This is a genomic window from Streptomyces sp. NPDC045022 (assembly GCF_056432605.1).
In genome coordinates this window covers 219,536-241,505 of record NZ_JBWKIR010000007.1, presented here as the reverse complement: position 1 = coordinate 241,505, position 21,970 = coordinate 219,536, and the positions used below count along the sequence as shown (strand labels likewise).

Below are 21,970 nucleotides of genomic sequence, written 5' to 3'. Positions count from 1 at the left end.
AGTACAAGCATGTTCGGATACCGCGTTCCCGCTCCCGACGAGGCGATGTTGATCTCGGGGGGCCGGCGGGGACTGGGGGGCGCGCCGTTCCGGGTGGTGACGGGCCACGGAAAGTTCGTGCTGCCGGTCTTCCGCAAGGTCCGGTTCCTCACGCTGTCGATGTGCGAGGCGGAGGTCACCGAGACCTGTGTGACCCGTCAGGGCATCTCACTGCACGTCCGCGCGGTCATCGCCTTCAAGGTCGGCAACGACCACGAGAGCATCATCAACGCGGGCCAGCGGTTCCTCTCCGACCAGGAGCAGATGTCGGTGCTCACCGGCCGGATCTTCGCCGGACACCTGCGTGCGATCATCGGCTCGATGACGGTCGAGGAGATCGTCACCGAGCGCCAGAAGCTCGCCGCGGAGGTTCTGGACACCTCCAAGACGGAGATGGCCAAGATCGGCCTGATCGTGGACTCACTGCAGATCCAGTCGATCGACGACGGTGCCACCGGCTACATAGACGCGATGTCCGCGCCGCACAAGGCGGCCATCCAGCGGCAGGCCCAGATCGCCCAGGCGCAGGCCACCCAGGCCTCGGCCGAGGCGGAGCAGGCGGCGGCCCGCAAGCAGGCCGAGTACGCCCGGCAGACCGCCGTCGTCAGGGCCGAGTACTCGGCCGAGGTGGACCGCGCCCAGGCCGAGGCCGCACAGGCCGGACCGCTGGCGCAGGCCCACGCCCAGCAGGAGGTGCTCGCCGCCCAGACGGAACTGGCCCAGCGCCAGGCCAAGTTGCGCCAGCAGCAGCTGGTGGCCGAGATCGTGAAGCCCGCCGAGGCCGAGGCCGAGCGGATCAGGATCCTCGCCGCCGCCGAGGCGCAGCGGATGAAGATCCAGGCGGAGGCGGCGGCCTCGTACGACCGGGTCGCGCTCGACCGGATGCTGATCGACCAGCTCCCGCAGATCGTGAAGGAGGCCGCCGGAGGCCTGGCCGGCGCCAACGTCAATGTCCTGAACGGCGCGGACGGCCTCGGTGAGATCGCCGCCGGACTGGTCTCCCAGGGCCTGACGATCCTGGACTCGGTCCGGCAGAACCTGAACGGCCAGGACTCCGACGGGCACCGCCCCGCGGAGCCCAAGGGCAGCGGCCTGCTCCAGCTGCACCCGGGCAAGGACAAGAAGTCGGACAACGGTCCGGTGGACGTCGACTAGCGGACGCCGGCCGGCGCACACCGACGACCGTACGGCCTCATGCCGCCACCGAGGCCACACGGCAGTCGCGGCACCGGCCGGGCCGCGGTGCCCGGAAGGCGCGGTCACAGCCGTCGCAGGTCTGGAGCGGGTCCGGGCGCGACGGCGTGACGCTCGCGGGCGGCGCGACCCGGTACGAGTTCCGCCCAGACGATCTTGGACCCGGCCGCCGCCTCCGCCACGCCCCAGCGGTCCGCGTACGCCGACACGATCCGCAGACCCCGCCCCGCCTCCGCGTCCTCGGCCACCGGATCCGGGAGACCCGGGACCCGGTCGCCCCGGGCGTCGGTCACCTCGATACGGAGGGTGCCGTCGTCATGCAGCGCGAGCGCCAGCCGGAAGTCCCTCCCTCGCACGCGCCCGTGCAGTACGGCGTTGGACGCCAGCTCCGCCACCACCTGCGCCGCCTCCTCGAACGGCACGCCCCACTCGTCCAGTTGACGCTCGGTGAGGAGGCGGGCGAGCCGGGCACCCCTGCGGGTGGCCGACAGCTGGATCCTGAGGCGGGATTTCTGATTCATGTCACCCAGCGTGGCCATCCGTCCCTACTCTGAACAGCGACGACCACGGTACGGAGCGTGACTGTACGAGCGGATCGCGGGGTCGTACGGCTCGTACGGCGGGAGGGATGAAGGTGGAGGACGAGGAGGCCGAGGCCGTACTCAGGACGGTCGGGCGGCAGATCAAGTTGTGGCGAGAGTCCGCGGGCCTGAAGCAGGGGGAACTCGGGGCGGCCATCGGGTACGGCGCCGAGATGGTGTCCTCGGTGGAGCGGGGGCGCCGGATCCCCAAGCCGGATTTTCTGGACAAGGCCGATGAAGTGCTCGGCGCGGGCGGGAAGTTGGCCGTGATGAAGGAGGACGTGGAGAAGTCGCGGTACCCGAAGAACGTGCGAGACCTGAAGAAGCTGGAGGACGAGGCGGTAGAGCTGGGCACGTACGCCAACCACAACATGCATGGCCTACTGCAGACCCCTGCGTACGCACGGGCGCTGTACGAGATGCGGCGGCCCGCCTTCACGGAGGAGGAACTGGATCGCCACGTCGCCGGACGCATCGCGCGTCAGCGGGTCTTCGAACGCGTGCCGGCGCCGCTGCTCACTTTCGTCCTGGAAGAGGTGACGCTCCGACGGCCCATCGGAGGCAAAGTGGTGTTGCGAGAGCAGCTCGAACACCTCTTGGAGGTAAGCGCTTTGCGGCACGTCGAGATTCAGGTGATGCCCGTGGACCGGGAGGACCATGCCGGTATGGGCGGTCCCTTCTGGCTGGCGAAGCTGCGGAACGGCAAGACGCTCGGGCACTCGGAGGGGCAGCTGTACAGCCGGCTGTTCAGCGACCCCAAGGACGTCCAGGTCCTGGAGATGCGCTATGGAATGATCCGTGCGCAGGCTCTCTCCCCTCGGGAGTCGCAGGCCTTCATCGTGAAAGTGCTGGGAGAACAGAGATGAACCCCCCGCTGACTTGGGTCAAGAGCAGCTACAGCAGCAACGACGGCCCCGAATGCGTCGAAGTAGCCATAACCCCCGCCACCGTCCACATCCGCGACTCCAAGGACAAGGAGCGCGCACAACTCGCCGTCACCGGCGCCGCCTGGACCGAGTTCCTGGGCTTCGCCGCTCAGTCCGCATAACGCGCCCGCATCCCGTCCCGTGCCTCGACCGCTCTGGCCAGGCGAGGCGCGAGTCTGGCCCGGTCCATGCCGGGGCTGCGCAGGAGGACGGCGAGGCAGTCGGCCAGGGTGACCAGGCCGTCGTACTCGGCGGGGCCGAGGAGGAGCGTTGAGTCCAGGCGCGGCCAGTCCTGGACGGCCGCGCTGGTCGTGGCCTCGATGATCCATCTCTCCCGCCGCCCCAGGGGGGCGTCGGGGTGCCGGACCGAGCGGGCCAGCCGCGTCCACAGCGAGTGGGCGACTGCCATGCCCTCTGCGCCGCTGACCGCCACGGCCAGGTGCAGCAGTCCGAAGTACTCGTCGCTCGCCCCCCACTGCTCGGCGGCCTGCCTTGCCCGGGACCAGTTCCGCATGCGCAGGTGCACGGCGCATCGGGTCGCCGGGGTGTCCGCCGCGGCGAGTGCCTCCCCGAGCCGGCCGCTCAGCAGGTGCACGGTGGCCGACGTCTGATGGGCCCAGCAGGGATCTCCCCCCAGCGAGACGAATCGCTCCAGGTCCGCGCGGGCCTGGTCCAACCGGCCGACCGCGATGTCCGTGCAGATCTTGTGCCCCAGTGCCCAGGGGCCCTCGGGGTCCAGCTCCACCGCGCGGTAGACGTCGGCGAGCGCTCTGTCATAGGCGCACCGGCGGCGGTGGGCGTGGGAGCGGTGCACCAAGGCCCAGGCGTAGTCCGGCGCCAGGCTCAGTGCGTGGTCGAGGTCGGCCAGTGCCTCCTCGTCACGGCCGTGTTTGCAGTGCAGGGCGCCCCGGCTGGCGTAGACGGAGGGGTGGTCCGGGTCGAGGTCGATGGCCTTGCGGTAGTCGGCCAGGGCTTCCTCCTCGCGGCCCACGGCGCTGAGCGCGTCGCCTCGCTCGCACAGCACCCAGGGTGCCTCCGGGTCCAGCGCCACCGCGCGGTCCAGGTCGGCGAGTTGGTGCTCGCGGTCGCCCCGGGACCGCATCAGGCGGGCCCGGCGGACCAGGCCCCAGACGAAGTCCGGGTCGATCTCCAGTGCCTGGTTCACGTCCGCCAGCGCGAGGTCGTACCGAGCCAGTGCCTGGTGCGTGGCCCCCCGCGAGGCCCAGGCACCGGGGATCGTCGGGTCGAGTTCGATCGCCCGGTCCAGATCCCGCAGGGCGGCGTCGTAGTGCCCGACCCTGCGGTGGTACTCGCCACGGAACGTCAGGTTCGCGGCGTTGTCGGGGTCTCGGGCGAGCGCGTGGTCCAGATCCTCGATCGCCCCTGCGAAGTCCTGGAGCAGGACACGGGTCGCGGAACGGCTGACGTAGGCGCGGGCCGACTCGGGGTCGAGGGAAACGGCCCGGTCGTACTCGGTCACCGCACGCTCGTACTCGTCACGCGCCCGGAAGATGTTGCCCCGCACTACGTGAGCGACGGCCCGGGACGTCCTGTCCAGCTGCGCTCGGTCGATCAGCAGGGCCAAGGCGTCCGCGGCGGTCGAGGCCTGAAACGCGTGCAGCAGGTCCTCGCCCCAGCGGGACACCGCCTCGGTCCGGGTGTCCGCTCCTGCCTGCACCAGCATCTCGGCCCAACGGCGAGCCTCCTCGACACCATGCTGGCAGGCCCGTACCAGGCCGCCGAGCACCGCCGGCAGCGCGGCCTTCTCCCCCGCGCACAGCCGGTGATACGCCTCCGCCAGCCGTAGTTCCCGCCATCTCTCGTCGGTCCAGGGGTCGTTCAGCCCCGCCCCCCGCTCCTCCCGCCACCGTTCGAACGTCTCCGCCAGCCGCCCGTGCCGTTCCGCCCACCCCCGAGGTGAGCGCCCGCGCTGCAACCGCAGCATCGGCGCCCGTACGACATCGTGGTACTGGACCCGGTCGCCCCGCTCGCCGACGAACGGCATCCCCCGCAGCCAGTCGTACAGGGGGTCGGCCTCCTCCTCCGTGCAGTCCACCACCGCCCGGAACACGTCGGCGTCCAGTCGGCGGGGCAGCGCGCAGGCCAGGGCGACCGAGCGCCGTACCGGATCCGGCTCCCACCTCAGGAACCGTTCCACCGCCGTGGCGCTCGGGTCGCCCACGTCGTCCGGGTCGGCCGGGCGGCCCTCGGCGAGGGTGGAGACGAGGACGGGCAGGCCGCCGGTGAGGCGGAGCACCTCCTCCACCACCGGCTCCGCCACCACGCCCCGGTCCGCCAGCAGTCCCCGCGCCTCCGCCTCCGTGAACGGGCCGAGCGGCAGGTCGGTCATGAAGTCCGCGAAGCCGCCCCAGCGGGCGGTGTCGAAGGGGCGCTGGCCGGCGGTGACGACGATGACGTTGGCGGGCAGGGCGCCGTAGCGGTCGGTGGTCATCAGCTCGTGCAGCCAGCCGTCGAGCAGGGGGCCGGTGCGCTCGTACGTGTCGAACAGCAGGACCAGCCAGGGGACCGAGGAGGTGACCGCGGACAACTCGTCGAGCAGCTTGGGAGTCAGCACCCGCTCGGGGGACAGCACCAGTTGCACGTCCTCCTGGTCGCGGAAGCGGGCGCTGAGGCGCGCTTTCAAACGGGCCGCGCCCTGCGCCAGTTGGCCGGCGTCCACCGCTCCCACGAAGGCGCCGGCGCCGGGGACCAGTGCGCCCACGCCCGCCATGCCCAGCCGTACCGCCGTCGTCGTCAGGGGGGACGGGCCCTCCGGCGCCGGCTCGAGGGCCGCCACCTCGGCCTCGGCCTCGTGCCGCCGCTCCCGGTGGGCGGCGAGCGCCTCCTCCAGTTTCTTCAGACGGTGCCCCTGCTGGGCGAGTTGGTGACCGAGTGCCGCCATCGCCTCGGGCACGCTCCCCACGCTCTCGTCGACGTACGCCGTCAGCGCCCCGCGCTCGCGGGCGATCTGTTCCAACTCCTTGATCAGGAACGTTTTTCCGACACCCGCGTTGCCGTGGACGTGGAAGAGGAACCGGTGGCGTTCGTCCTCGGGGGGAAGGTCCAAGTTCGCCCGGAACGCGGCCCGTTCGCCACCGCGGCCGACGAATCCCGCCCGTCGGCGCCGTCCGATCAGTTCCTGCATCGACGGTCGTGCCTGCGCCATTCGTCCGTCCTTCCCCCCATGCCCGCCTCTTCATTCTGGCGCAATGGCCACGTGAGGAGTCGGCTCCCGACGGGGGAGAATCCAGCCATGACCACCACCCCCACCCGCCACACCGGCCTCAGACTTGCCGCCGGTGTGCTCACCGGGATACTCGCCCTGTACATCGCCCTGGTCGCCCTCGGGAACATCACCGACTTCGGGACGAACCAGCAGTTCGTACGGCACGTACTGGCGATGGACACGACGTTCAAGGACGACGACCTGATGTGGCGGGCCGTCACGAGCACCGGCCTGCAGGACACCGCCTACATCCTGATCATCGTCTGGGAGACGGTGGCGGCACTCGTGCTCATCTGGGGCACCTGGCTCTGGGCGCGGCGCGATCACGACCTCGCCCGGCGCGTCTCCACCTACGGGCTGCTGATGCTGTTGCTGCTCTTCGGCGCCGGGTTCATCGCGATCGGCGGTGAGTGGTTCTCCATGTGGCAGTCGAAGACCTGGAACGGGCTGGACGCCGCCACCCGCGTGTTCCTGCTCAGCGGGGTCGCGTTGGTCGTCAACCAGCTGCCGGACGGCGGACGGCGCGACGCCTAGTCGACCACCGCCACCTTGGTGCCCTGGTCGCCGAAGGACCACAGTGCGGCTCCGTCCTCCTTGTGGAGGCGGATGCCGCCCAGCTTCTTGCCGTTCGCGGGCGGCGGCGAGGCGCCGTCGAGGGCGTTGGAGAAGGCTATGTTCACGCCCTGCGCCTTGGTGAAGTACATGATGTGCTCGATCTCGACGCCGTCCGAGCCCTTGAGGGACTGGGTGCGCAGGGTGACCGAGTAGCGGCCCGGCTGCGGGCTCACCGTGCCCGGCCACACCGTGAACGTGCGGGTCGCCCTGCCGGTCGCGTCGACCATCCACACCCGTTTCCGGCCGAGCGAGTAGACGATCCGGCGGCCCGTCCCGGACTCGTCCGGGACGGCGGGCGCCGCCGGCGTCCTCGGTGTCGCGGAGGCGTGGGCGCCCGCCGACGCCGAGGCGCTGGGCTTGCCGGTCGCGGCCGCGGGTTGCGGCCCGTGGTCGGCCTGGATGGCGAGGGCGATCACGGCCGCGGTCGCTCCCGCCGTCAGACCGGTGACCCAGGCCCACGAGGGCAGTCGGGCAGCCACGGGTACGCATCTCCTCCGCTACGGGGCCCCGTCCGGATCGGGGGGTCGGATCATCGTACTCAGTCCAGGACGGGGAGCAGATCCGGCAGGTGGCCGTCGGAGGCCTCCGCCGCCCGCTGCCGTTCCTCCGGCACCTCGCCGTAGAGCGTGGTGCGCGGCCTCGCCGGGCGGCCGGCCGCCTCGGCCACCGCGACCAGGTCGCGGATCGACTTGTACGAGCCGTAGGAGGAGCCCGCCATGCGGGAGATCGTCTCCTCCATGAGGGTTCCGCCGAGGTCGTTCGCGCCGGAGCGGAGCATCTCCGCCGCCCCCTCCGCGCCCAGTTTGACCCAGCTTGTCTGGATGTTCGGGATCCAGGGGTGCAGCAGGAGCCGCGCCATCGCGGTGACCGCGCGGTTGTCCCTCGCGGTCGGGCCCGGACGTGCGATCCCCGCCAGGTACACCGGCGCGTTGGTGTGGATGAACGGAAGCGTCACGAACTCGGTGAAGCCGCCCGTCTCGCGCTGGATCCCGGCGAGTGTGCGCAGGTGGCCGAGCCAGTGGCGGGGCTGGTCCACGTGGCCGTACATCATCGTCGAGGACGAGCGGATGCCCAGCTCGTGGGCCGTCCTGATCACCTCGATCCAGGTGGCCGTGGGCAGCTTGCCCTTGGTCAGCACCCAGCGGACCTCGTCGTCCAGGATCTCGGCCGCCGTACCGGGGATGGAGTCCAGGCCCGCCTCCTTGGCCGCCGTCAGCCACTCCCGGATCGACAGCCCCGTCCTCGTCGCGCCGTTCACCACCTCCATCGGCGAGAAGGCGTGGACGTGCATGCCGGGGACGCGCTCCTTGACCGCCTTCGCGATGTCGAAGTACGCCGTGCCCGGCAGGTCGGGGTGGATACCGCCCTGCATGCAGACCTCGACCGCGCCCACGTCCCAGGCCTGCTGGGCGCGGTCCGCCACCTGCTCCAGGGAGAGCGTGTAGGCGTCGGCGTCCGTGCGGCGCTGGGCGAAGGCGCAGAAGCGGCAGCCGGTGTAACAGACGTTGGTGAAGTTGATGTTGCGGGTGACGATGTAGGTGACGTCCTCGCCGGCCGCCGTCCTGCGCACGTCGTCGGCCACCTCGCACAGCGCGTCCAGCGCCGGGCCGTCGGCGTGGAGGAGGGCCAGGGCCTCGGCGTCCGACAGCTTCGTCGGGTCGTCGGCCGCGGTGCGCAGGGCCTGCCGTACGTCCGTGTCGATGCGCTCCGGTGCCATGCCGGGAACGGCCGCCTCGCGCAGGGCCTCCCAGTCGCCGTACACCTCGTCGAAGTCGTCCCGCCGGTCGGCGCTGCGGCCCTCGGTGTCGATCGTGCGGTGCAGGTCCGTGCGGCCGGCCGGTACGAACGCCTCCTCCGGCTCCTGCCACGGCAGGCCTCGCGGGAGCGCCTCGGGGCGGGCCAGCCCCGTCTCCGGGTCGGCCAGGGCGCTCACGTGCGGGCGCAGCCGCGGGTCCAGCCAGGGCTCGCCGCGACGGACGAACTCCGGGTACACGCAGAGGCGTTCGCGCAGCTCGAAGCCCGCCGCCGCCGACTTCGCGGCCAGCTCCTCGATCTGCGGCCAGGGACGTTCGGGGTTGACGTGGTCGATGGTGAGCGGGGAGACCCCGCCCCAGTCGTCGATGCCGGCGCCGATCAGGCGCTCGTACTCGCTGTCGACCAGGTTGGGCGGGGCCTGGAGGCAGGCCGCGGGTCCCATGATGTGCCGGGCCACGGCCACGGTGGCGACCAGGTCGTCCAGTTCGGCGTCCGGCATGCCGCGCATCGCCGTGTCCGGCTTGGCGCGGAAGTTCTGGATGATCAGTTCCTGGATGCCGTGGTAGGCCCGCGACACCTTCCGCAACGCGAAGAGGGACTCCGCGCGCTCCTCGTACGTCTCACCGATGCCGATCAGCAGGCCGGAGGTGAAGGGGACGGAGGAGCGGCCCGCGTCCTCCAGCACCCGAAGGCGTACGGCGGGTTCCTTGTCCGGGGAGCCGTGGTGCGGGCCGCCGGGCTCGGACCAGAGCCGGGTCGCGGTCGTCTCCAGCATCATGCCCATGGAGGGGGCGACCGGCTTCAGACGCTGGAAGTCCGTCCAGGTCAGTACGCCCGGGTTGAGGTGGGGCAGCAGGCCCGTCTCCTCCAGAACGCGGATCGAGATGGCGCGGACGTAGGCGATGGTGTCGTCGTAGCCGTGCGCGTCGAGCCACTCCCGCGCCTCGGGCCAGCGGTCCTCGGGCTTGTCCCCGAGGGTGATCAGGGCTTCCTTGCAGCCGAGGGCGGCGCCCTTGCGGGCGATGTCGAGCACTTCGTCGGGGGACATGAACATCCCGTGGCCCGCCCGGCGCAGCTTGCCGGGGACGGTGACGAAGGTGCAGTAGTGGCACTTGTCCCGGCACAGCCGGGTGAGGGGGACGAAGACGCTCTTCGAGTAGGTGATGATGCCGCGCCGGCCCGCCGCCTCCAGGCCTGCGTCCCGCACCCGGGCGGCGGACGCGGCGAGGTCGGTGAGGGCCTCACCCCGGGCCTGGAGCAGCACCGCCGCCTCACCGACGTCGAGGGCGACGCCGTCCCGGGCGCGTCTGAGGGCGCGCCGCATGGAGTTGTCGGTCGGTCCGATTCCGGGGGTCGCGGAAGTCGTCATCCCTTGAGCATACGTTCGGGGTGATCACAGACCGGGGCGCCCTGCCTGGGGGAAGCTCCCGTAGCCGTCGAGCGCCCGCAGCACCTCCGTCTCGCCCGCGGGCGGCAGCTGGAGCACGACCTCCTCGATGCCCAGCTCGGCGTAGTGGGCGAGCTTGCCCGGGGTGGGCCGGACCGCGTACGGGACCACCTGGAGGGCGGCGGGGTCGCGGCCCGCGTCCGCCCACACCGAGCGCAGCACGGGGAGCGACTCGGCGAGGCCCCGGCCGCCGATCGGCAGCCAGCCGTCGGCGTACTCGGCGATGTGCGCGAACAGCCTGGGCCCGGCGGCCCCGCCGACCAGGATGCGGGGGCCGACGACCGGTCCGCGCGGCCTCCGCGCCGGCTTGGGGTACGCGAGGCTGGCCCGTACGCCCCCGAACTCGCCTTTGTAGGAGGCCGGTTCCTCGGACCACAGCGTCTGCATGAGACGCACCCGGTCCCGGACCAGCTCCCGCCGGGTGCGCCACTCCACTCCGTGGTCGGCGGCCTCCTCCACGTTCCAGCCGAAGCCGACGCCGAGGGTGAAGCGCCCGCCGGAGAGGTGGTCGAGGGTGGCGATCTGCTTGGCGAGGGCGATCGGGTCGTGCTGGGCCGCCAGGGTGATGCCGGTGCCGAGCCCGAGGCGCTCGGTGACGGCCGCCGCCTGGCCGAGCGCGACGAAGGGGTCGAGGGTACGGCCGTACTCGCGCGGCAGTTCGCCGCCGGCCGGGTACGGTGTGGTCCGCTCGACGGGGGTGTGGGTGTGCTCGGGCAGGTACAGCCCGGCGAAGCGGCGCGCTTCCAGCTCACGGGCGAGCCGGGTGGGGGTGATGGTCTCGTCGGTGAGGAAGATCGTGACGGCGATGCGCATGGGTCATCCGTACCCCGCCCGGCCCCCTTACTCGATCTGCGCCGCCGCCCACTCGGCCCATTCCTTCCGCATGGCGTTGAAGCGCAGGCCGTACTCCAGGGCGATCCGGCCGTAGACCGAGAGGTTGTCGTCGTCCCAGTCTATGAACTCGGTGAGCCTGCGCAGCTGTTCGTGGCTCTGCTCGGACATCTCGATCAGCTCGGTCAGATAGGCGTGGGCCTGCTCGGGCCGCAGTACGCCGAGGAAGAAGACCCGCAGCAGGATGTCGCTGCGGGTGTTCCGCTGGGGTCTGGTCTCCGTCAGCCAGTGCCGCAGCTCGGCGAGCCCCTCGTCGGTCAGGGCGTACTCCTTGCGGCCGCGCGGGCCCTCGGCGGCCACGGTGATCAGCCCGGAGCCCGCCAGCTTGGTCAGCTCGGTGTAGATCTGGCTCTGTGTGGCCGGCCAGACGTTGGCCAGTGAGGTCTCGAACAGCTTGAGCAGGTCGTAGCCGCTGGCGGGGCGTTCGGTGAGCAGGCCGAGGAGTGCGTGTCTGAGGCTCATGCCCCCACCTTACCTTCCACTATTGACATGTCGATGCCGGACCTTCTACTTTTGACATGTCGAAGAAGGAACTCCAAGGCCCGGACCGGCCTCGGACACCAGAAAACGGGGACCCACATGTCGTACCTGCGCACGTTCCTGCCATGGATCGTCTTCGCCGTCATCCCTTCGGCGGACTGGCAGTGGGGCGCCCTCGCCGCCCTGGTGGCGGCCATCGGGATCATCGCCCAGGAGAAGCGGTCCGGCACCGGATTCGACACCCTCATCATCGAGTCGGGCTCGGCGGTCTTCTTCGCCGTGCTCGCCGCCGTCGCCTTCGCCGATCCCCACTCGGGCGTGCACGACTACTCCGCGGCCCTCTCCGCCGGCACCCTCGCCCTGGTCGCCGGGGTCTCGCTGGCCATCGGCCGGCCGTTCACGCTGGGCATCGCCAAGCGCACCACTCCGCGCGAACTCTGGGGTCTGAAGCCGTTCATCCGCACCAACGTGGTCATCACCGCCGTATGGACCGCCGCCTTCGCCCTGACCGCCGTCGTCCTCGCTCTGGTCGCCCACGCCGGGCACGGCCACTCGACGCCCGCGACGCTCGTCCAGATCGCCGGTTTCGTCGTCCCGATGATGTTCACCGTCCGCTACGTCGCCCATGTCCAGGCGAAGGCCGCGCAGGCGGCCCGATGACCACCCCCGAGCACCTCTCCGGCAACTACGCCCCGGTCACCGAGGAATTCACCGCGCACGACCTGCCGGTGACCGGCACGATCCCGCCCGAGCCGGCCGGCTGGTACCTGCGCAACGGCCCGAACCCGGCCGACGCCGCCTCCGGGCACTGGTTCTTCGGTGACGGCATGATCCACGGGGTGCGCCTGGAGGGCGGCCGCGCCGTGGCCTACCGCAACCGCTGGGTCCGCACCAGCCGCCTGACCGACGGGGCGCTGATGTACGACGACCAGGGCCGCCGGGACCTCACCGCCGGACCGGCCAACACGCACGTCGTCCGGCACGCGGGCCGCACCCTCGCCCTGGTCGAGACCGCCCTGCCCTACGAGTTGACCCGCGACCTGGGCACCAAGGGCCCGTACGACTTCGACGGCCGCCTGCACACCGCGATGACGGCCCACCCGAAGACCTGCCCCACCACCGGCGAACTGCACTTCTTCGGCTACGGCATGCTGGAGCCCACCCACCTCACCTACCACCGGGCGGACGCCACCGGCGAACTGGTGCTCAGCAGGCCCGTCGAGGTGCCCGGGCCGACCATGCTGCACGACTTCGCGCTCACCGCCGGACACGTCGTCTTCATGGACCTGCCCGTCGTCTTCGACGTCGAACTCGCCCTGACCGGCGGCACCATGCCGTACAGCTGGGACGACGGCTACGGCGCCCGCCTCGGCGTGCTGCGCCGCGACGACCCGCACGGCCCGGTCCGCTGGTTCACCGTCGACCCGTGCTACGTCTTCCACATCCTCAATGCCCATGACGCGCCGGACGGCACCATCGTGCTGCACGTGATGCGCTACCCGGACATGTACCGGCGCGACACGGACGGCGGTGCGAGGCCGCGGCAGGCCGTGCTGTGGAAGTGGACCATCGACCCGGCGACCGGCACGGTCCGCGAGGAACAGTGCGACGACCGGCCGGGCGAGTTCCCGCGCGTCGACGACCGGCTCACCGGCCTCGCCGCCGGACACGGGCACCTGACGAGCGGCACCTCACTGGTCCGCTACGACCTGTCCTCCGGGACCGCCGTCGCGCATGACTTCGGGCCCGGCCGCACCCCCGGGGAGGCCGCCTTCGCCCCCGCCGACGACACACCCGGCGGCCCCGGCTGGCTCCTGACGTACGTCCACGACGCCGCCACCGACCGCAGCGACCTGGTCGTCCTGGACGCCGACGACCTCGCCGCGCCCCCGGTCGCCACGATCCACCTGCCGGCCCGGGTGCCGTTCGGCTTCCACGGCAACTGGCTGGCCGACCGGGATGCCTAGTGCCGCACTAGGCGGTGCCTTCGCGGGTGGCGCGGCGCAGGGCGATGATCTCGGCGACCGCGTCCAGCCAGCGCGCGGCCCAGGTCTCGGCCTCCGGTGTGGTGGCGGTCTGCGCGGCGCCGCTCAGCCAGTCCCGCAGCACGGCCGCCGGCTCCGGGGACGGCAGCGGCTCGGACAGCTCCGCGGCGTACGCCAGGCCGCCGGACCGGACGATCCCGGCGACGAACACCACCGACCGCGGCAGTACGCCGAGCCGGTCGAGGGTGACCGCGGCCGCGATGGCACCGTCACCGAACAGGGCGGTGCGGAACGCTTCCTGGATCAGGCCGTAGCGCAGCAGTTGGGTGACGTCGGTGGCGGCCAGGACCTCGTCGTCGGTGCGGCTGTCGGGAGCAGGGGGCATGAGGGCCTCGGTTCCGGTCCGGGATCAGCGGATGGTGATCGTGAAGACGTAGAAGCCGGCGTGGGAGTCCGGGGTGCCGGTCGCGGTGGGGTACGGGGACGGGGACGCCGTGCCGTCGGGGGTCGGCGACAGGGTGGACCGGTCGTCGGGGCCGGGGCCGGTGCATGTGTGCAGGGGGCAGTACAGCAGCCGTACCGTGGCCCTGCCCTTCGCCACGGCGGTGAAGTCGAACGACTGGGTGCCGTCGGTGCTGCCGTCGGCGTCGCCGCCGCCGTAGTCCTTCCGCTTGCCCCGGTACCTCAGCACGGCCGAGTCCGGCTCGGGGTCGGTGAGGTACCAGTTCTGGTCCAGGGTCGGGGACGCCGGGACGGTGAGGGCGAACCGCTTGCCGGGCTCGACGGTGATGGTCCGGTCAGCGGTGCCGTACTCGGTGACCGCGGTGCCGCCGGACGTGGCCCGCACGCTCGGGGTGGCCGTCCCGCCGGGGGTGCCGGTCCCGCCGGTCCCGCTCTCCTTGCCGCAACCGGTGAGGGCGAGCAGGCAGACGAGGGCGGCCGAGCCGAGGAGTGGTGCGCGTGAAGTCATGGTCAGTCGCCGGTTCCTGGGTTTCTCAGTCCTGGGGCAGATGAACGGCGTAGGCGTCGGGCAGTGCGTTGTCACTGGCCTTCGCCATGCCGCCGTTGACGAAGTCGTCCTCGCTGACCCATGTGGTCTGACCCCACGGGTTGTAGATCTCCAGCTTGTCGCCCTCCTGGCCGACGATCATCATCGCGTGGCCGGACCGCTTGTTCTGGGCGTCGTACCCCTCGACGCCGATGGGCACCGGCTTGCCCTCCGCCACCGCCTTCTCGATGTCCGGCAGGACGTTGCGCCGCGCGTCCGCGTCACGGACCTCGTGCAGCTCGTACGAGCTGCCGGTCTCGGGGCTGATCTCCTTGTTGACGACCTCGGTCTTGCCGTCCAGGCCCATGCCGTTGTAGCCGGCACCGCCGTGGCCCTCCTCGTGCACCCGGTGCTGCTCGTCCACCAGGCGCCGCCGGAACGCGGCCGGGTCGTTCTCCTGCCCACTGGGCCCACCGGTGAGCCCGAGGGCGTAGACGGGGTCGACCATGGCGCGGGCGGTGACAGTGGAGGAGGCGACACAGGTGCCCTCACTGCCGTCGCCGCCCTGGGACCACTGCTGGGAGCCGAAGCTCTGCAGGTCGGTGTTGATGTTGGCGCCGCTGCTGGGGTTCGTCCCCTCGTCCTTGAGGCTGTCCCCCTTGGTGACGATCGGTGACAGGTGCTGCTGCAGCCACGCCGGGTCCTTGCCGTGGATCTTCCCGCCGAACGTCTCGATGTCGTCGACGCCGTGTCCGGCGGCGAGGGCCTTCATGAGGTACGCCTTCTCCTGCGGGGACTTCGCGCCCGCCAGGAGCTGTTCCATCCGGGCCCGGTCGGCCGGCGACAGCTTCTCCATCGCCTGGCCCGAGCGTTCCAGGTCGTTGGCGGTGAGGATCTCGTTGTAGTCGGCAACGCCGGCCGGTCCGCTGGTGTCGGCGAGCATCAGCCGGTCGACCGCGGTCAGGTCGTCGGTGTGCATCTTCCCGGCGCGCGCCTCGGCCGCCCACTTGTTCAGGTCCCGGGCCGCGGCACGGACGGCGTCGTCCGCGGCCACGGCCGCCTTGTGCATCAGGTCGACCCCGTCGGAGGCGACGCTCCGGGCCGCCACGAGGTCCGCCTTCTCCTCGTCGGTCTCGACCATGCGGTCCAGGAAGCCGTCCTTGCCGCCGAGCCGCTGCTTCGCCTGCCGCATCTTGGCGCGGCCGTCGGCGTCCTGCTTCTGCGCGTGCCCGAGCGCGTCGGCCAGCGTGAGCAGCGCCTTCGCGCCACCCTGGAACGCCTCGGCCATCCTGGTGGCGCCCCGGGCGGCGGCGCCCACCGCGTCGGAGGCGAGGACGCTCGTGTCGCCGACCCAGACCTCCGACAGCCCCTTGCGGGACACCTTGTTCACCCGGTCGTGCAGGTCCCCGGCCTTGTCGACCTGGCCGCGGTAGCGCTTGCTCAGCGACTCGAGCGTCGCCGTGTCACCGTCCGGCGCGGACGCGAAGAGAGCGCCGTCGATCTGGTCCAGCAGATCGTTCTTGGACCCGGCCTTGGGAATGCTCTCGCACAGCCCGGCCAGCCAGGAGCGGCGTGCGGCCGGGGAGTACAGCGGCCCGAAGAATCCCGTCATCGACGCGCCCCTCAGTAGTCCGAGAGGGCGGACGGCCGCTGGGCGAACGCCGGCATGGTGGTGAGGGCGCCCAGCCCGGCGGGGACCGGCATCGTGGTGACGCCGCTGCCCCCGGCGGGCACGGCCTCGGCCCGGGTCGCGACGGCGTGGTCGCCGCCCGCGTACGCCCCCTTGGCGAGGCGGACCTTGTCCGCGAGTTCGTGCAGCGCCGACTCCAGCGTGGAGGCGTCCGCCTCCCAGGCCGCGGCGAACGCGTTGAACGCCGTGCTCGCCTCGGCGCCGCCCAGAGCCTCCTGCGTGTAGCACATGGCGGGGCTGATCGCCGTACGGATGTGTCCCGCCTCGTCGCCCGCGCCGTCCAGTTCCTTCGCCTGCCCGGACATGCCGGACCTGACCGTGTAGCCGTCCGAAGACGCGCCCATCACGCTCCCCCGTTGCGATAGTTCGTGACCGCGGGGGAGGCTAACACGCGGCAGTCGTACGAACGTCCCCGCATCACACGCCCCGCACGGGGCCGACACAGCATCCACGCCGGGCGCCGTCCGCGCCCGGCGAGAGCAGGAGAGCCAGAGACATGCCGGACCGCGCAGACCGCAAGCACCGCATCGTGACCCGCTTCCAGCGGTACCTGGCCAACCCGATCAACCGGCGCCTGGCCTTCCAGACCCTCCTGGAGACCACCGGCCGCACGTCCGGCCGGCCCCGGCAGACCCCGGTGGGCGGACGCCGGGTCGGGGAATCCTTCTGGCTCGTCTCGGAGTTCGGCCACAAGTCGCAGTACGTACGGAACATCCAGGCCGATCCGCGCGTCCGCGTCCGTATCGCCGGACGCTGGCACCACGGCACCGCCCACCTCCTCCCCGACGACGACGCCCTGGCCCGGCTGCGTGCCCTGCCCCGCTTCAACAGCGCGGCGGTACGGGCGTTCGGCACCGACCTGCTGACGGTACGGGTGGACCTGACGGACTGAGCCGCCTCACCCGATCCCGGCGTACGGCTCAGCCCGGCCACACGAGGGACTGCACCTCGCTGTACGCGTGCAGGGCGTACACGCCGACGTCCCGGCCGACCCCGCTCCGCTTGAACCCGCCGAACGGGGCCTCCATGTTGCGGCCGACCGTGTTGATGCCCACGCCCCCCGCCCGCAGCCGCCGCGCCACCCGGAAGGCCCTGGCCACGTCACCGGACCAGACATAGTCGACGAGCCCGTAGTCGGAGTCGTTGGCCAGGGCCACCCCCTCCTCCTCGTCGTCGAAGGGGATCACCACCACCACGGGCCCGAAGATCTCCTCCCGGGCCACCCGCATGTCGTTGCCGCAGTCGGCGAGGAGTGTGGGCCGCACGTAGAACCCGCGCTCCAGCGGCGGTCGTTCACCGCCGGCCACGACCACTGCGCCCTCCTTCCGGCCGAGTTCGACGTACGACTCCACACGCGCCCGGTGCTCGCCCGAGATCACCGGCCCCACGACGGTGTCCGGATCCCGCGGATCGCCGACCCGCAACCGGGCGGCATACGCGGCCAGTCGCGCCACCAGCCGGTCGTACACACCGCGCTGGGCCAGCACCCGGGCCGGGGCGGTGCAGATCTGCCCGCTGTAGAAGGAGAAGGTGGTGCCGATGCCGGCGACGGCCGAGCCGAGGTCGGCGTCGTCGAAGACGACGGCCGCGCCCTTCCCGCCCAGCTCCATCAACTGACGTCTCATGTCCCGCCCGCACACCTCGGCGATGCGCCGGCCGACGGCCGTGGAGCCGGTGAAGCTGACCATGTCGACGTCGGGAGAGGCCACCGCCGCCTCACCCACCGCCACCTCCCGCCCCGAGACCACGTTCACCACGCCCGGCGGCACCCCGGCCGCCTCCAGCGCCTCCGCCATCCGGTAGACGGAGAGGGGGTCCTGCGGGGCGGGCTTCACCACCACCGTGTTGCCCATGGCCAGGGCCGGGGCGACCTTGCCGGCCGGGTTGGCCCACGGGTTGTTGTAGGAGGTGACGCAGGTGACGACCCCGACGGGCTGCCGTACCGCCAGCGCGCCCAGCACGGCCGCCCCGCCCATCGGGCCCGCCTCGTTGATCTGCGGGGCTATCGCCCACTCGGCGGGCTCGACCGTGGCGTACCGGCGGAAGCGGGCGGCGGCCACCCCGACCTGCATCGCGCGGGCCGTCCCGGTCGTCGCCCCGGTCTCGGCGCGGGCGAGGTCGGCGTACGGCTCCAGGGAACCGCGGATGATCCCGGCCGCCCGCCCGAGCACCGCCGCGCGCTCCTGCGGCCGGGTCCGCGACCACGCCCCGAACGCCTCCCGGGCCGCCGCGCAGGCCGCCCGCACCTGCTCCGGCGAGGCCTCCGGGGCCCAGCCGACCAGCTGCTCGGTGGCCGGGTCGGTCACCGGGTAGTGCCCGCCGTCCGGCTCCACCCACTCCCCGCCGACGAACAGCGGCTGCGCCTCGCTCACCGCGTGCTCACCGTCCGCGTGTCCTGCCCGGACCGCAGCACCTTGCCGGGTACGGCCCCGGTCACCACGTCGTCCCGGATCGCCTCGACCCCGTTGACCCACACGGCCCGCACCCCGAGCGCCCTGGAGTCCAGCCGGGGGCTGTCACCGGGCAGGTCGTGCACCAGCCGGGCCGGGCCCGCGTCGATGCGCTCCGGGTCGAACAGCACCAGGTCGGCATGCCAGCCCTCCTTCACCCGCCCGCGCTCACGCAGCCCGAAGAGCCGCGCCGGGTCGTCGGTCAGCATCCGCACCGCCTGCTCCAGGCCGACCAGCTTCCGCCCGCGCAGGCAGTCCCCGAGGAACCGGGTGGTGTACGGCGCCCCGCACATCCGGTCCAGGTGGGCGCCCGCGTCCGAGCCGCCGAGCAGGACGTCCTCGTGCCGCCAGGTCTCGGCGCGCAGCGCCCAGGAGGCGGGGTCGTTGTCACTGGGCATCGGCCACAGCACCGTACGCAGCTCGTCGGCGGCGCAGATCTCCACCAGGCAGCTGAACGGGTCCTGCCCGCGCTCGGCGGCGATGTCCCGCACGACCCGGCCGGTCAGCCCGCGGTTGGCCGCGCTGTAGGTGTCGCCGATGACGTAGCGGCCGAAGTCCGCGAGCCGCCGGAAGACGCCCGCCTCCTTCGACCCGGCCCGCCGCAGCATCTCCTTCCTGACGTCCGGATCGCGGAGCCTGGTGATCCGCTCCGGAACGGGCAGCCCGAGGACGGGCCCCCACCCCGGGATGAGGTTCAGGGCGCAGAACGTGCCCAGGGACATGTTCATCGGGGTGAGGATCGGCATGGTCAGGGCCACCACCCGGCCGCCCGCCTTCCGGGCCCGCTCGCTCGCGCTCAGCTGCCGGGGCACGCGCTCCGGCACGGCCGCGTCGATGGTGAGGACGTTCCAGTTCAACGGGCGCCCGGCGACCGCGCTCAGCTCCGCCAGCAGATCGATCTCGGCATCGCTGAACTGGTCCAGGCAGCCGGCGACGATCGCCTCGATCTGCGTGCCCTCGTGCTCACCGACGGCCCGCGACAGCGCCAGCAGCTCCTCCGGCCGGGCGTGCCGGGAGGCGACCGGCTGCCCGTCCCCGTCGGAGTGGGTGCTGGACTGGGTGGTGGACAGCCCCCAGGCACCGGCGTCCATGGCCTCGTGCAACAGCCGGACCATGGCCTGAAGCTGGTCCTCCGACGGCTGTCCGCCGACCGCTTCCGGCCCCATCGCATACCGCCGCAGCGCGCAATGCCCCACCATGAAGCCCGCGTTGACGGCGATCCGCCCTTCGAGGGCGTCCAGATACTCCCCGAAACCGCTCCAGCTCCAGGGCGCCCCCCGCTCCAGCGCCACCAGGGACATGCCCTCCACCTTGGACATCATCCGCCGGGTGTAGTCGGCGTCCTCGGGACGGGCGGGATGCAGCGGCGCGAGGGTGAACCCGCAGTTGCCGGCGGCGACGGTGGTCACCCCGTGATCGAGGGAGGGGGTGGCGTACGGGTCCCAGAAGAGCTGGGCGTCGTAGTGGGTGTGGGGGTCGACGAAGCCCGGGGTGAGGACGAGACCGGTGGCGTCCTCGCTGGTGCGGGCGTTCCCGGTGAGTCTCCCGATGGCGGCGACACGGCCGTCCCGGATGCCGACGTCGGCGGTGTAGCCGGGCGCACCGGTACCGTCCACGACGGTGGCGCCCTTGATGACGTGATCGAGCATGGGGCTGGCCTCCTTCACCTCCGGGACGCTGACCTGCCGGTGCTCACACAGCCGCCCGGAACCGCGAGGTCCGGTGCACGGGATCCGTGTCGATCTTCGGAATCACGTGCTCCCCGATCAGCCGGATCGTCTGCAACGTCTCCTCCTTCGGCACCCCCACCGGCAGCCCGAAGCTCAGCTGGTCCGCCCCGGCCCGCTCCCACCGCTCGCACTGGCGCAGCACCTCGTCCGGATCACCGCAGATCAGCAACTCCTCCTCGATCAGCAGCTCCACGAACTCCGGTGTGTACTCGGGCAGCGTCTCCGGCCACACCGGGAAGCCCTCGGGACGGGGGAACGTGTCGTGGTAGCGGAAGACCAGCGACGGCAGGTAGTGCAGACCGCCGCCGACCGCGATCTCGATCGCCTTCGCGTGTGTCGGCGCGCAGATGGCCGTGGTCGTCACCATCACGTTGTCGTTCACGAAATCCCCGACGGGTTCCGCGTTCACGACCGCCGTCTTGTACTGCTCCAGCACCCACTCCATGTCGGAGACCTTCTGGACGCTGAAGCCGAGCACGCCGAGCCCCTTCCGCGCGGCCATGGCGTACGAGGGCGGCGAACCGGCGGCGTACCACATCGCCGGGTGCGACTTCCCGTACGGCTTGGGCAGGACCTTCCGCGGCGGCAGCTGCCAGTGCTTGCCCTGGAAACCCGCGTACTCGTCCTGGAGCCACATCTTCGGGAACTCGGCGATGGTCTCCTCCCAGATCTCCTTGGTGTAGTTCATGTCCGTGATGCCGGGCAGGAAGCCGAGGATCTCGTGGCTGCCGGCGCCCCGGCCGCTGCCGAACTCGAAGCGGCCCTCACTGAGGTGGTCGAGCATGGCGACCTTCTCGGCGACCTTCACCGGGTGGTTGACCTGGGCGAGCGGGTTGAAGATCCCGGAGCCCAGGTGGATCCGCTCGGTCGCGTGGGCGAGGTAACCGAGGAAGACGTCGTTGGCGGAGAGGTGCGAGTACTCCTCCAGGAAGTGGTGCTCGGAGGCCCAGGCGTACTTGAAGCCGGACTTGTCCGCCTGGATGACGTACTCGGTCTCCTCCATCAGCGCCCTGTGCTCGGCCAGCGGGTCGGTCTCGGCGCGCTTGCCCACGTATCCCTGTACGAAGAGCCCGAATTCCACGGCGGTTCACCGTCCCTCGGATTTTCTGACGGATCGTCAGATGTGGCGTGTCGGCCGACTGTCGCATCGGTCGCGCCGACCGTCAATAGCTGATAGCACGTCAGATACGGGCTCACATGACGCCGACCCCGGCCAGCCAGCCCCCGTCGATCACGAACGGCTGCCCGGTGACGTACGAGGAGTCGTCCGAGGTGAGGAAGAGGGCGAGGCGGGCCACCTCCTCGGGCTGGCCGACCCGGCCGAGCGGCACGAGCCTCCGGTACAGCTCGTCCAGGGCCCGGCTCGTCTCCTCCGGGTCCGCGTCCGGGTCCAGCCGGGCCGGGTTGGACATCGCCGTGTCGATGGCGCCCGGGCAGATGGCGTTGACCCGGATCCGCCTGCTCGCCAGCTCCAGGGCGGCCACCCGGGTGAGCCCGAGCACGGCGTGCTTGGTGGCCGCGTACGTGCCCACCGCCGCCATCCCGGTGAGCGCCGTGTAGGAGGCGGTGTTGACGATGGTCCCCCCGTCCGCCAGCTCCGGTGCCACCGTCTTCATGCCCAGGAAGCAGCCGACCTGGTTGACCTGCACGACCTGCATGAACTCGTCCAGCGGGGTGTCCACGAGGGCGTTGAAACGCAGGATGCCGGCGTTGTTGACCAGCCCGTCGATCCGCCCGTACGCCCCTTTCGCGGCCGCGACGGCCTCCCGCCACCCCTCCTCGGTGCCCACGTCGAGGTGGACGTACAACGCGCCTATCTCCTTGGCCAGCGCCTCCCCCTGGCCGTCCAGCACATCCGCCACGACCACCCGCGCCCCCTCCGCCCGGAAGAGCCGCGCCTCCTGCTCGCCCTGTCCGCGGGCCGCCCCGGTGACGATGACGACCCGCCCGTCCAGCTTGCCCATACCGTCTCC

Annotated in this window: 21 protein-coding genes and 1 pseudogene; 7 read left to right on the top strand and 15 right to left on the bottom strand. The window is 71.7% G+C overall.

What is annotated here, in order from left to right; all coding sequences use genetic code 11:
• The first annotated feature begins 9 nt into the window (after positions 1-9).
• Positions 10-1,194, top strand: coding sequence for a flotillin family protein (locus tag AC07C1_RS15820; RefSeq protein ID WP_478939287.1), 1,185 nt, complete (start codon positions 10-12; stop codon positions 1,192-1,194).
• Positions 1,195-1,231: 37 nt separating this feature from the next.
• Here the strand turns inward: AC07C1_RS15820 and AC07C1_RS15815 are convergent.
• Together AC07C1_RS15815 and AC07C1_RS15810 are read right to left on the bottom strand one after the other, a co-directional pair.
• Positions 1,232-1,339: pseudogene (locus tag AC07C1_RS15815) on the bottom strand (helix-turn-helix domain-containing protein); the annotation flags it as partial.
• Positions 1,299-1,754 (bottom strand): ATP-binding protein, encoded by a 456-nt coding sequence (locus AC07C1_RS15810; protein ID WP_478939286.1) that lies wholly within the window; start codon positions 1,752-1,754, stop codon positions 1,299-1,301. The pseudogene AC07C1_RS15815 and the gene AC07C1_RS15810, both read right to left, overlap by 41 nt.
• 113 nt (positions 1,755-1,867) lie before the next feature.
• On the opposite strand from AC07C1_RS15810, the gene AC07C1_RS15805 reads away from it, so the two are divergent.
• Entirely contained in the window at positions 1,868-2,680 is an 813-nt protein-coding gene (locus tag AC07C1_RS15805) for a helix-turn-helix domain-containing protein (RefSeq protein ID WP_478939457.1), read from the top strand.
• Complete coding sequence (locus tag AC07C1_RS15800) at positions 2,677-2,862, top strand: DUF397 domain-containing protein (protein ID WP_478939285.1); 186 nt, start codon at positions 2,677-2,679, stop codon at positions 2,860-2,862. The genes AC07C1_RS15805 and AC07C1_RS15800 overlap by 4 nt, the downstream gene beginning before the upstream one ends.
• Here AC07C1_RS15800 and AC07C1_RS15795 read toward each other — a convergent pair.
• Positions 2,850-5,906 carry a tetratricopeptide repeat protein gene (locus AC07C1_RS15795; protein WP_478939283.1) on the bottom strand — a complete coding sequence of 1,019 codons (3,057 nt, stop codon included), beginning with the start codon at positions 5,904-5,906 and terminating at the stop codon, positions 2,850-2,852. The two genes, AC07C1_RS15800 and AC07C1_RS15795, sit on opposite strands and share 13 nt — an antisense overlap.
• 87 nt (positions 5,907-5,993) lie before the next feature.
• On the opposite strand from AC07C1_RS15795, the gene AC07C1_RS15790 reads away from it, so the two are divergent.
• A complete protein-coding gene (locus tag AC07C1_RS15790) occupies positions 5,994-6,500 on the top strand; it encodes a DUF2165 domain-containing protein (RefSeq protein WP_478939281.1) in 507 nt (168 codons plus the stop codon).
• On the opposite strand, the gene AC07C1_RS15785 is transcribed toward AC07C1_RS15790, so the two are convergent.
• Genes AC07C1_RS15785 through AC07C1_RS15770 form a run of 4 tightly spaced genes read right to left on the bottom strand, consistent with a single transcriptional unit; the run spans position 6,497 to position 11,136 of the window.
• Positions 6,497-7,060: a hypothetical protein gene (locus AC07C1_RS15785; protein WP_478939280.1), complete on the bottom strand. Its 564-nt coding sequence runs from the start codon at positions 7,058-7,060 to the stop codon at positions 6,497-6,499. The two genes, AC07C1_RS15790 and AC07C1_RS15785, sit on opposite strands and share 4 nt — an antisense overlap.
• Before the next feature lie 59 nt (positions 7,061-7,119).
• Complete coding sequence (locus tag AC07C1_RS15780; protein WP_478939278.1) at positions 7,120-9,705, bottom strand: bifunctional FO biosynthesis protein CofGH; 2,586 nt, start codon at positions 9,703-9,705, stop codon at positions 7,120-7,122.
• Positions 9,706-9,729: 24 nt separating this feature from the next.
• Positions 9,730-10,596: an LLM class F420-dependent oxidoreductase gene (locus tag AC07C1_RS15775; RefSeq protein WP_478939277.1), complete on the bottom strand. Its 867-nt coding sequence runs from the start codon at positions 10,594-10,596 to the stop codon at positions 9,730-9,732.
• Between the two features lie 27 nt (positions 10,597-10,623).
• Complete coding sequence (locus tag AC07C1_RS15770; protein WP_478939275.1) at positions 10,624-11,136, bottom strand: PadR family transcriptional regulator; 513 nt, start codon at positions 11,134-11,136, stop codon at positions 10,624-10,626.
• Positions 11,137-11,253: 117 nt separating this feature from the next.
• On the opposite strand from AC07C1_RS15770, the gene AC07C1_RS15765 reads away from it, so the two are divergent.
• Together AC07C1_RS15765 and AC07C1_RS15760 are read left to right on the top strand one after the other, a co-directional pair.
• Positions 11,254-11,814 (top strand): hypothetical protein, encoded by a 561-nt coding sequence (locus tag AC07C1_RS15765; RefSeq protein WP_478939274.1) that lies wholly within the window; start codon positions 11,254-11,256, stop codon positions 11,812-11,814.
• Positions 11,811-13,121, top strand: coding sequence for a carotenoid oxygenase family protein (locus AC07C1_RS15760; protein WP_478939272.1), 1,311 nt, complete (start codon positions 11,811-11,813; stop codon positions 13,119-13,121). The genes AC07C1_RS15765 and AC07C1_RS15760 overlap by 4 nt, the downstream gene beginning before the upstream one ends.
• A gap of 7 nt (positions 13,122-13,128) precedes the next feature.
• Here AC07C1_RS15760 and AC07C1_RS15755 read toward each other — a convergent pair whose 3' ends face one another.
• Genes AC07C1_RS15755 through AC07C1_RS15740 form a run of 4 tightly spaced genes read right to left on the bottom strand, consistent with a single transcriptional unit; the run spans position 13,129 to position 16,161 of the window.
• Positions 13,129-13,524 (bottom strand): hypothetical protein, encoded by a 396-nt coding sequence (locus AC07C1_RS15755; RefSeq protein WP_478939271.1) that lies wholly within the window; start codon positions 13,522-13,524, stop codon positions 13,129-13,131.
• A 24-nt stretch (positions 13,525-13,548) separates the two neighbouring features.
• On the bottom strand, positions 13,549-14,109 hold the full coding sequence (locus AC07C1_RS15750; RefSeq protein WP_478939270.1) for a hypothetical protein: 561 nt from the start codon (positions 14,107-14,109) through the stop codon (positions 13,549-13,551).
• Positions 14,110-14,134: 25 nt separating this feature from the next.
• Positions 14,135-15,739, bottom strand: coding sequence for a peptidoglycan-binding protein (locus AC07C1_RS15745; RefSeq protein ID WP_478939268.1), 1,605 nt, complete (start codon positions 15,737-15,739; stop codon positions 14,135-14,137).
• A gap of 11 nt (positions 15,740-15,750) precedes the next feature.
• The gene (locus AC07C1_RS15740) at positions 15,751-16,161 is read right to left on the bottom strand and encodes a hypothetical protein (RefSeq protein ID WP_478939266.1); all 411 of its coding nucleotides are present in this window, start codon (positions 16,159-16,161) and stop codon (positions 15,751-15,753) included.
• Positions 16,162-16,313: 152 nt separating this feature from the next.
• Here AC07C1_RS15740 and AC07C1_RS15735 point away from each other — a divergent pair, with 152 nt between their 5' ends.
• Positions 16,314-16,709, top strand: a complete 396-nt coding sequence (locus AC07C1_RS15735) for a nitroreductase/quinone reductase family protein (RefSeq protein WP_478939264.1) — start codon at positions 16,314-16,316, stop codon at positions 16,707-16,709.
• A 28-nt stretch (positions 16,710-16,737) separates the two neighbouring features.
• Here AC07C1_RS15735 and AC07C1_RS15730 read toward each other — a convergent pair whose 3' ends face one another.
• The 4 genes from AC07C1_RS15730 to AC07C1_RS15715 all read right to left on the bottom strand — a co-directional run bounded on the left by AC07C1_RS15730 (position 16,738) and on the right by AC07C1_RS15715 (position 21,961).
• Positions 16,738-18,189 (bottom strand): aldehyde dehydrogenase family protein, encoded by a 1,452-nt coding sequence (locus tag AC07C1_RS15730; protein WP_478939262.1) that lies wholly within the window; start codon positions 18,187-18,189, stop codon positions 16,738-16,740.
• Positions 18,186-19,934 (bottom strand): N-acyl-D-amino-acid deacylase family protein, encoded by a 1,749-nt coding sequence (locus AC07C1_RS15725; protein ID WP_478939260.1) that lies wholly within the window; start codon positions 19,932-19,934, stop codon positions 18,186-18,188. The genes AC07C1_RS15730 and AC07C1_RS15725 overlap by 4 nt, the downstream gene beginning before the upstream one ends.
• Positions 19,935-19,959: 25 nt before the next feature.
• Positions 19,960-21,078, bottom strand: coding sequence for an LLM class flavin-dependent oxidoreductase (locus AC07C1_RS15720; RefSeq protein WP_478939258.1), 1,119 nt, complete (start codon positions 21,076-21,078; stop codon positions 19,960-19,962).
• Positions 21,079-21,190: 112 nt separating this feature from the next.
• Positions 21,191-21,961, bottom strand: coding sequence for an SDR family NAD(P)-dependent oxidoreductase (locus AC07C1_RS15715; RefSeq protein ID WP_478939257.1), 771 nt, complete (start codon positions 21,959-21,961; stop codon positions 21,191-21,193).
• Between the last annotated feature and the right edge of the window lie 9 nt (positions 21,962-21,970).

What these genes read in the sequence shown, in the direction of transcription:
- AC07C1_RS15740 (WP_478939266.1), bottom strand. Translation starts at nt 16,161, where the DNA reads ATGGGCGCGTCTTCGGACGGCTACACGGTCAGGTCCGGCATGTCCGGG.
- AC07C1_RS15770 (WP_478939275.1), bottom strand. Translation starts at nt 11,136, where the DNA reads ATGAGCCTCAGACACGCACTCCTCGGCCTGCTCACCGAACGCCCCGCC.
- AC07C1_RS15715 (WP_478939257.1), bottom strand. Translation starts at nt 21,961, where the DNA reads ATGGGCAAGCTGGACGGGCGGGTCGTCATCGTCACCGGGGCGGCCCGC.
- AC07C1_RS15755 (WP_478939271.1), bottom strand. Translation starts at nt 13,524, where the DNA reads ATGCCCCCTGCTCCCGACAGCCGCACCGACGACGAGGTCCTGGCCGCC.
- AC07C1_RS15775 (WP_478939277.1), bottom strand. Translation starts at nt 10,596, where the DNA reads ATGCGCATCGCCGTCACGATCTTCCTCACCGACGAGACCATCACCCCC.
- AC07C1_RS15795 (WP_478939283.1), bottom strand. Translation starts at nt 5,906, where the DNA reads ATGGCGCAGGCACGACCGTCGATGCAGGAACTGATCGGACGGCGCCGA.
- AC07C1_RS15820 (WP_478939287.1), top strand. Translation starts at nt 10, where the DNA reads ATGTTCGGATACCGCGTTCCCGCTCCCGACGAGGCGATGTTGATCTCG.
- AC07C1_RS15750 (WP_478939270.1), bottom strand. Translation starts at nt 14,109, where the DNA reads ATGACTTCACGCGCACCACTCCTCGGCTCGGCCGCCCTCGTCTGCCTG.
- AC07C1_RS15735 (WP_478939264.1), top strand. Translation starts at nt 16,314, where the DNA reads ATGCCGGACCGCGCAGACCGCAAGCACCGCATCGTGACCCGCTTCCAG.
- AC07C1_RS15765 (WP_478939274.1), top strand. Translation starts at nt 11,254, where the DNA reads ATGTCGTACCTGCGCACGTTCCTGCCATGGATCGTCTTCGCCGTCATC.
- AC07C1_RS15745 (WP_478939268.1), bottom strand. Translation starts at nt 15,739, where the DNA reads ATGACGGGATTCTTCGGGCCGCTGTACTCCCCGGCCGCACGCCGCTCC.
- AC07C1_RS15780 (WP_478939278.1), bottom strand. Translation starts at nt 9,705, where the DNA reads ATGACGACTTCCGCGACCCCCGGAATCGGACCGACCGACAACTCCATG.
- AC07C1_RS15800 (WP_478939285.1), top strand. Translation starts at nt 2,677, where the DNA reads ATGAACCCCCCGCTGACTTGGGTCAAGAGCAGCTACAGCAGCAACGAC.
- AC07C1_RS15810 (WP_478939286.1), bottom strand. Translation starts at nt 1,754, where the DNA reads ATGAATCAGAAATCCCGCCTCAGGATCCAGCTGTCGGCCACCCGCAGG.
- AC07C1_RS15790 (WP_478939281.1), top strand. Translation starts at nt 5,994, where the DNA reads ATGACCACCACCCCCACCCGCCACACCGGCCTCAGACTTGCCGCCGGT.
- AC07C1_RS15760 (WP_478939272.1), top strand. Translation starts at nt 11,811, where the DNA reads ATGACCACCCCCGAGCACCTCTCCGGCAACTACGCCCCGGTCACCGAG.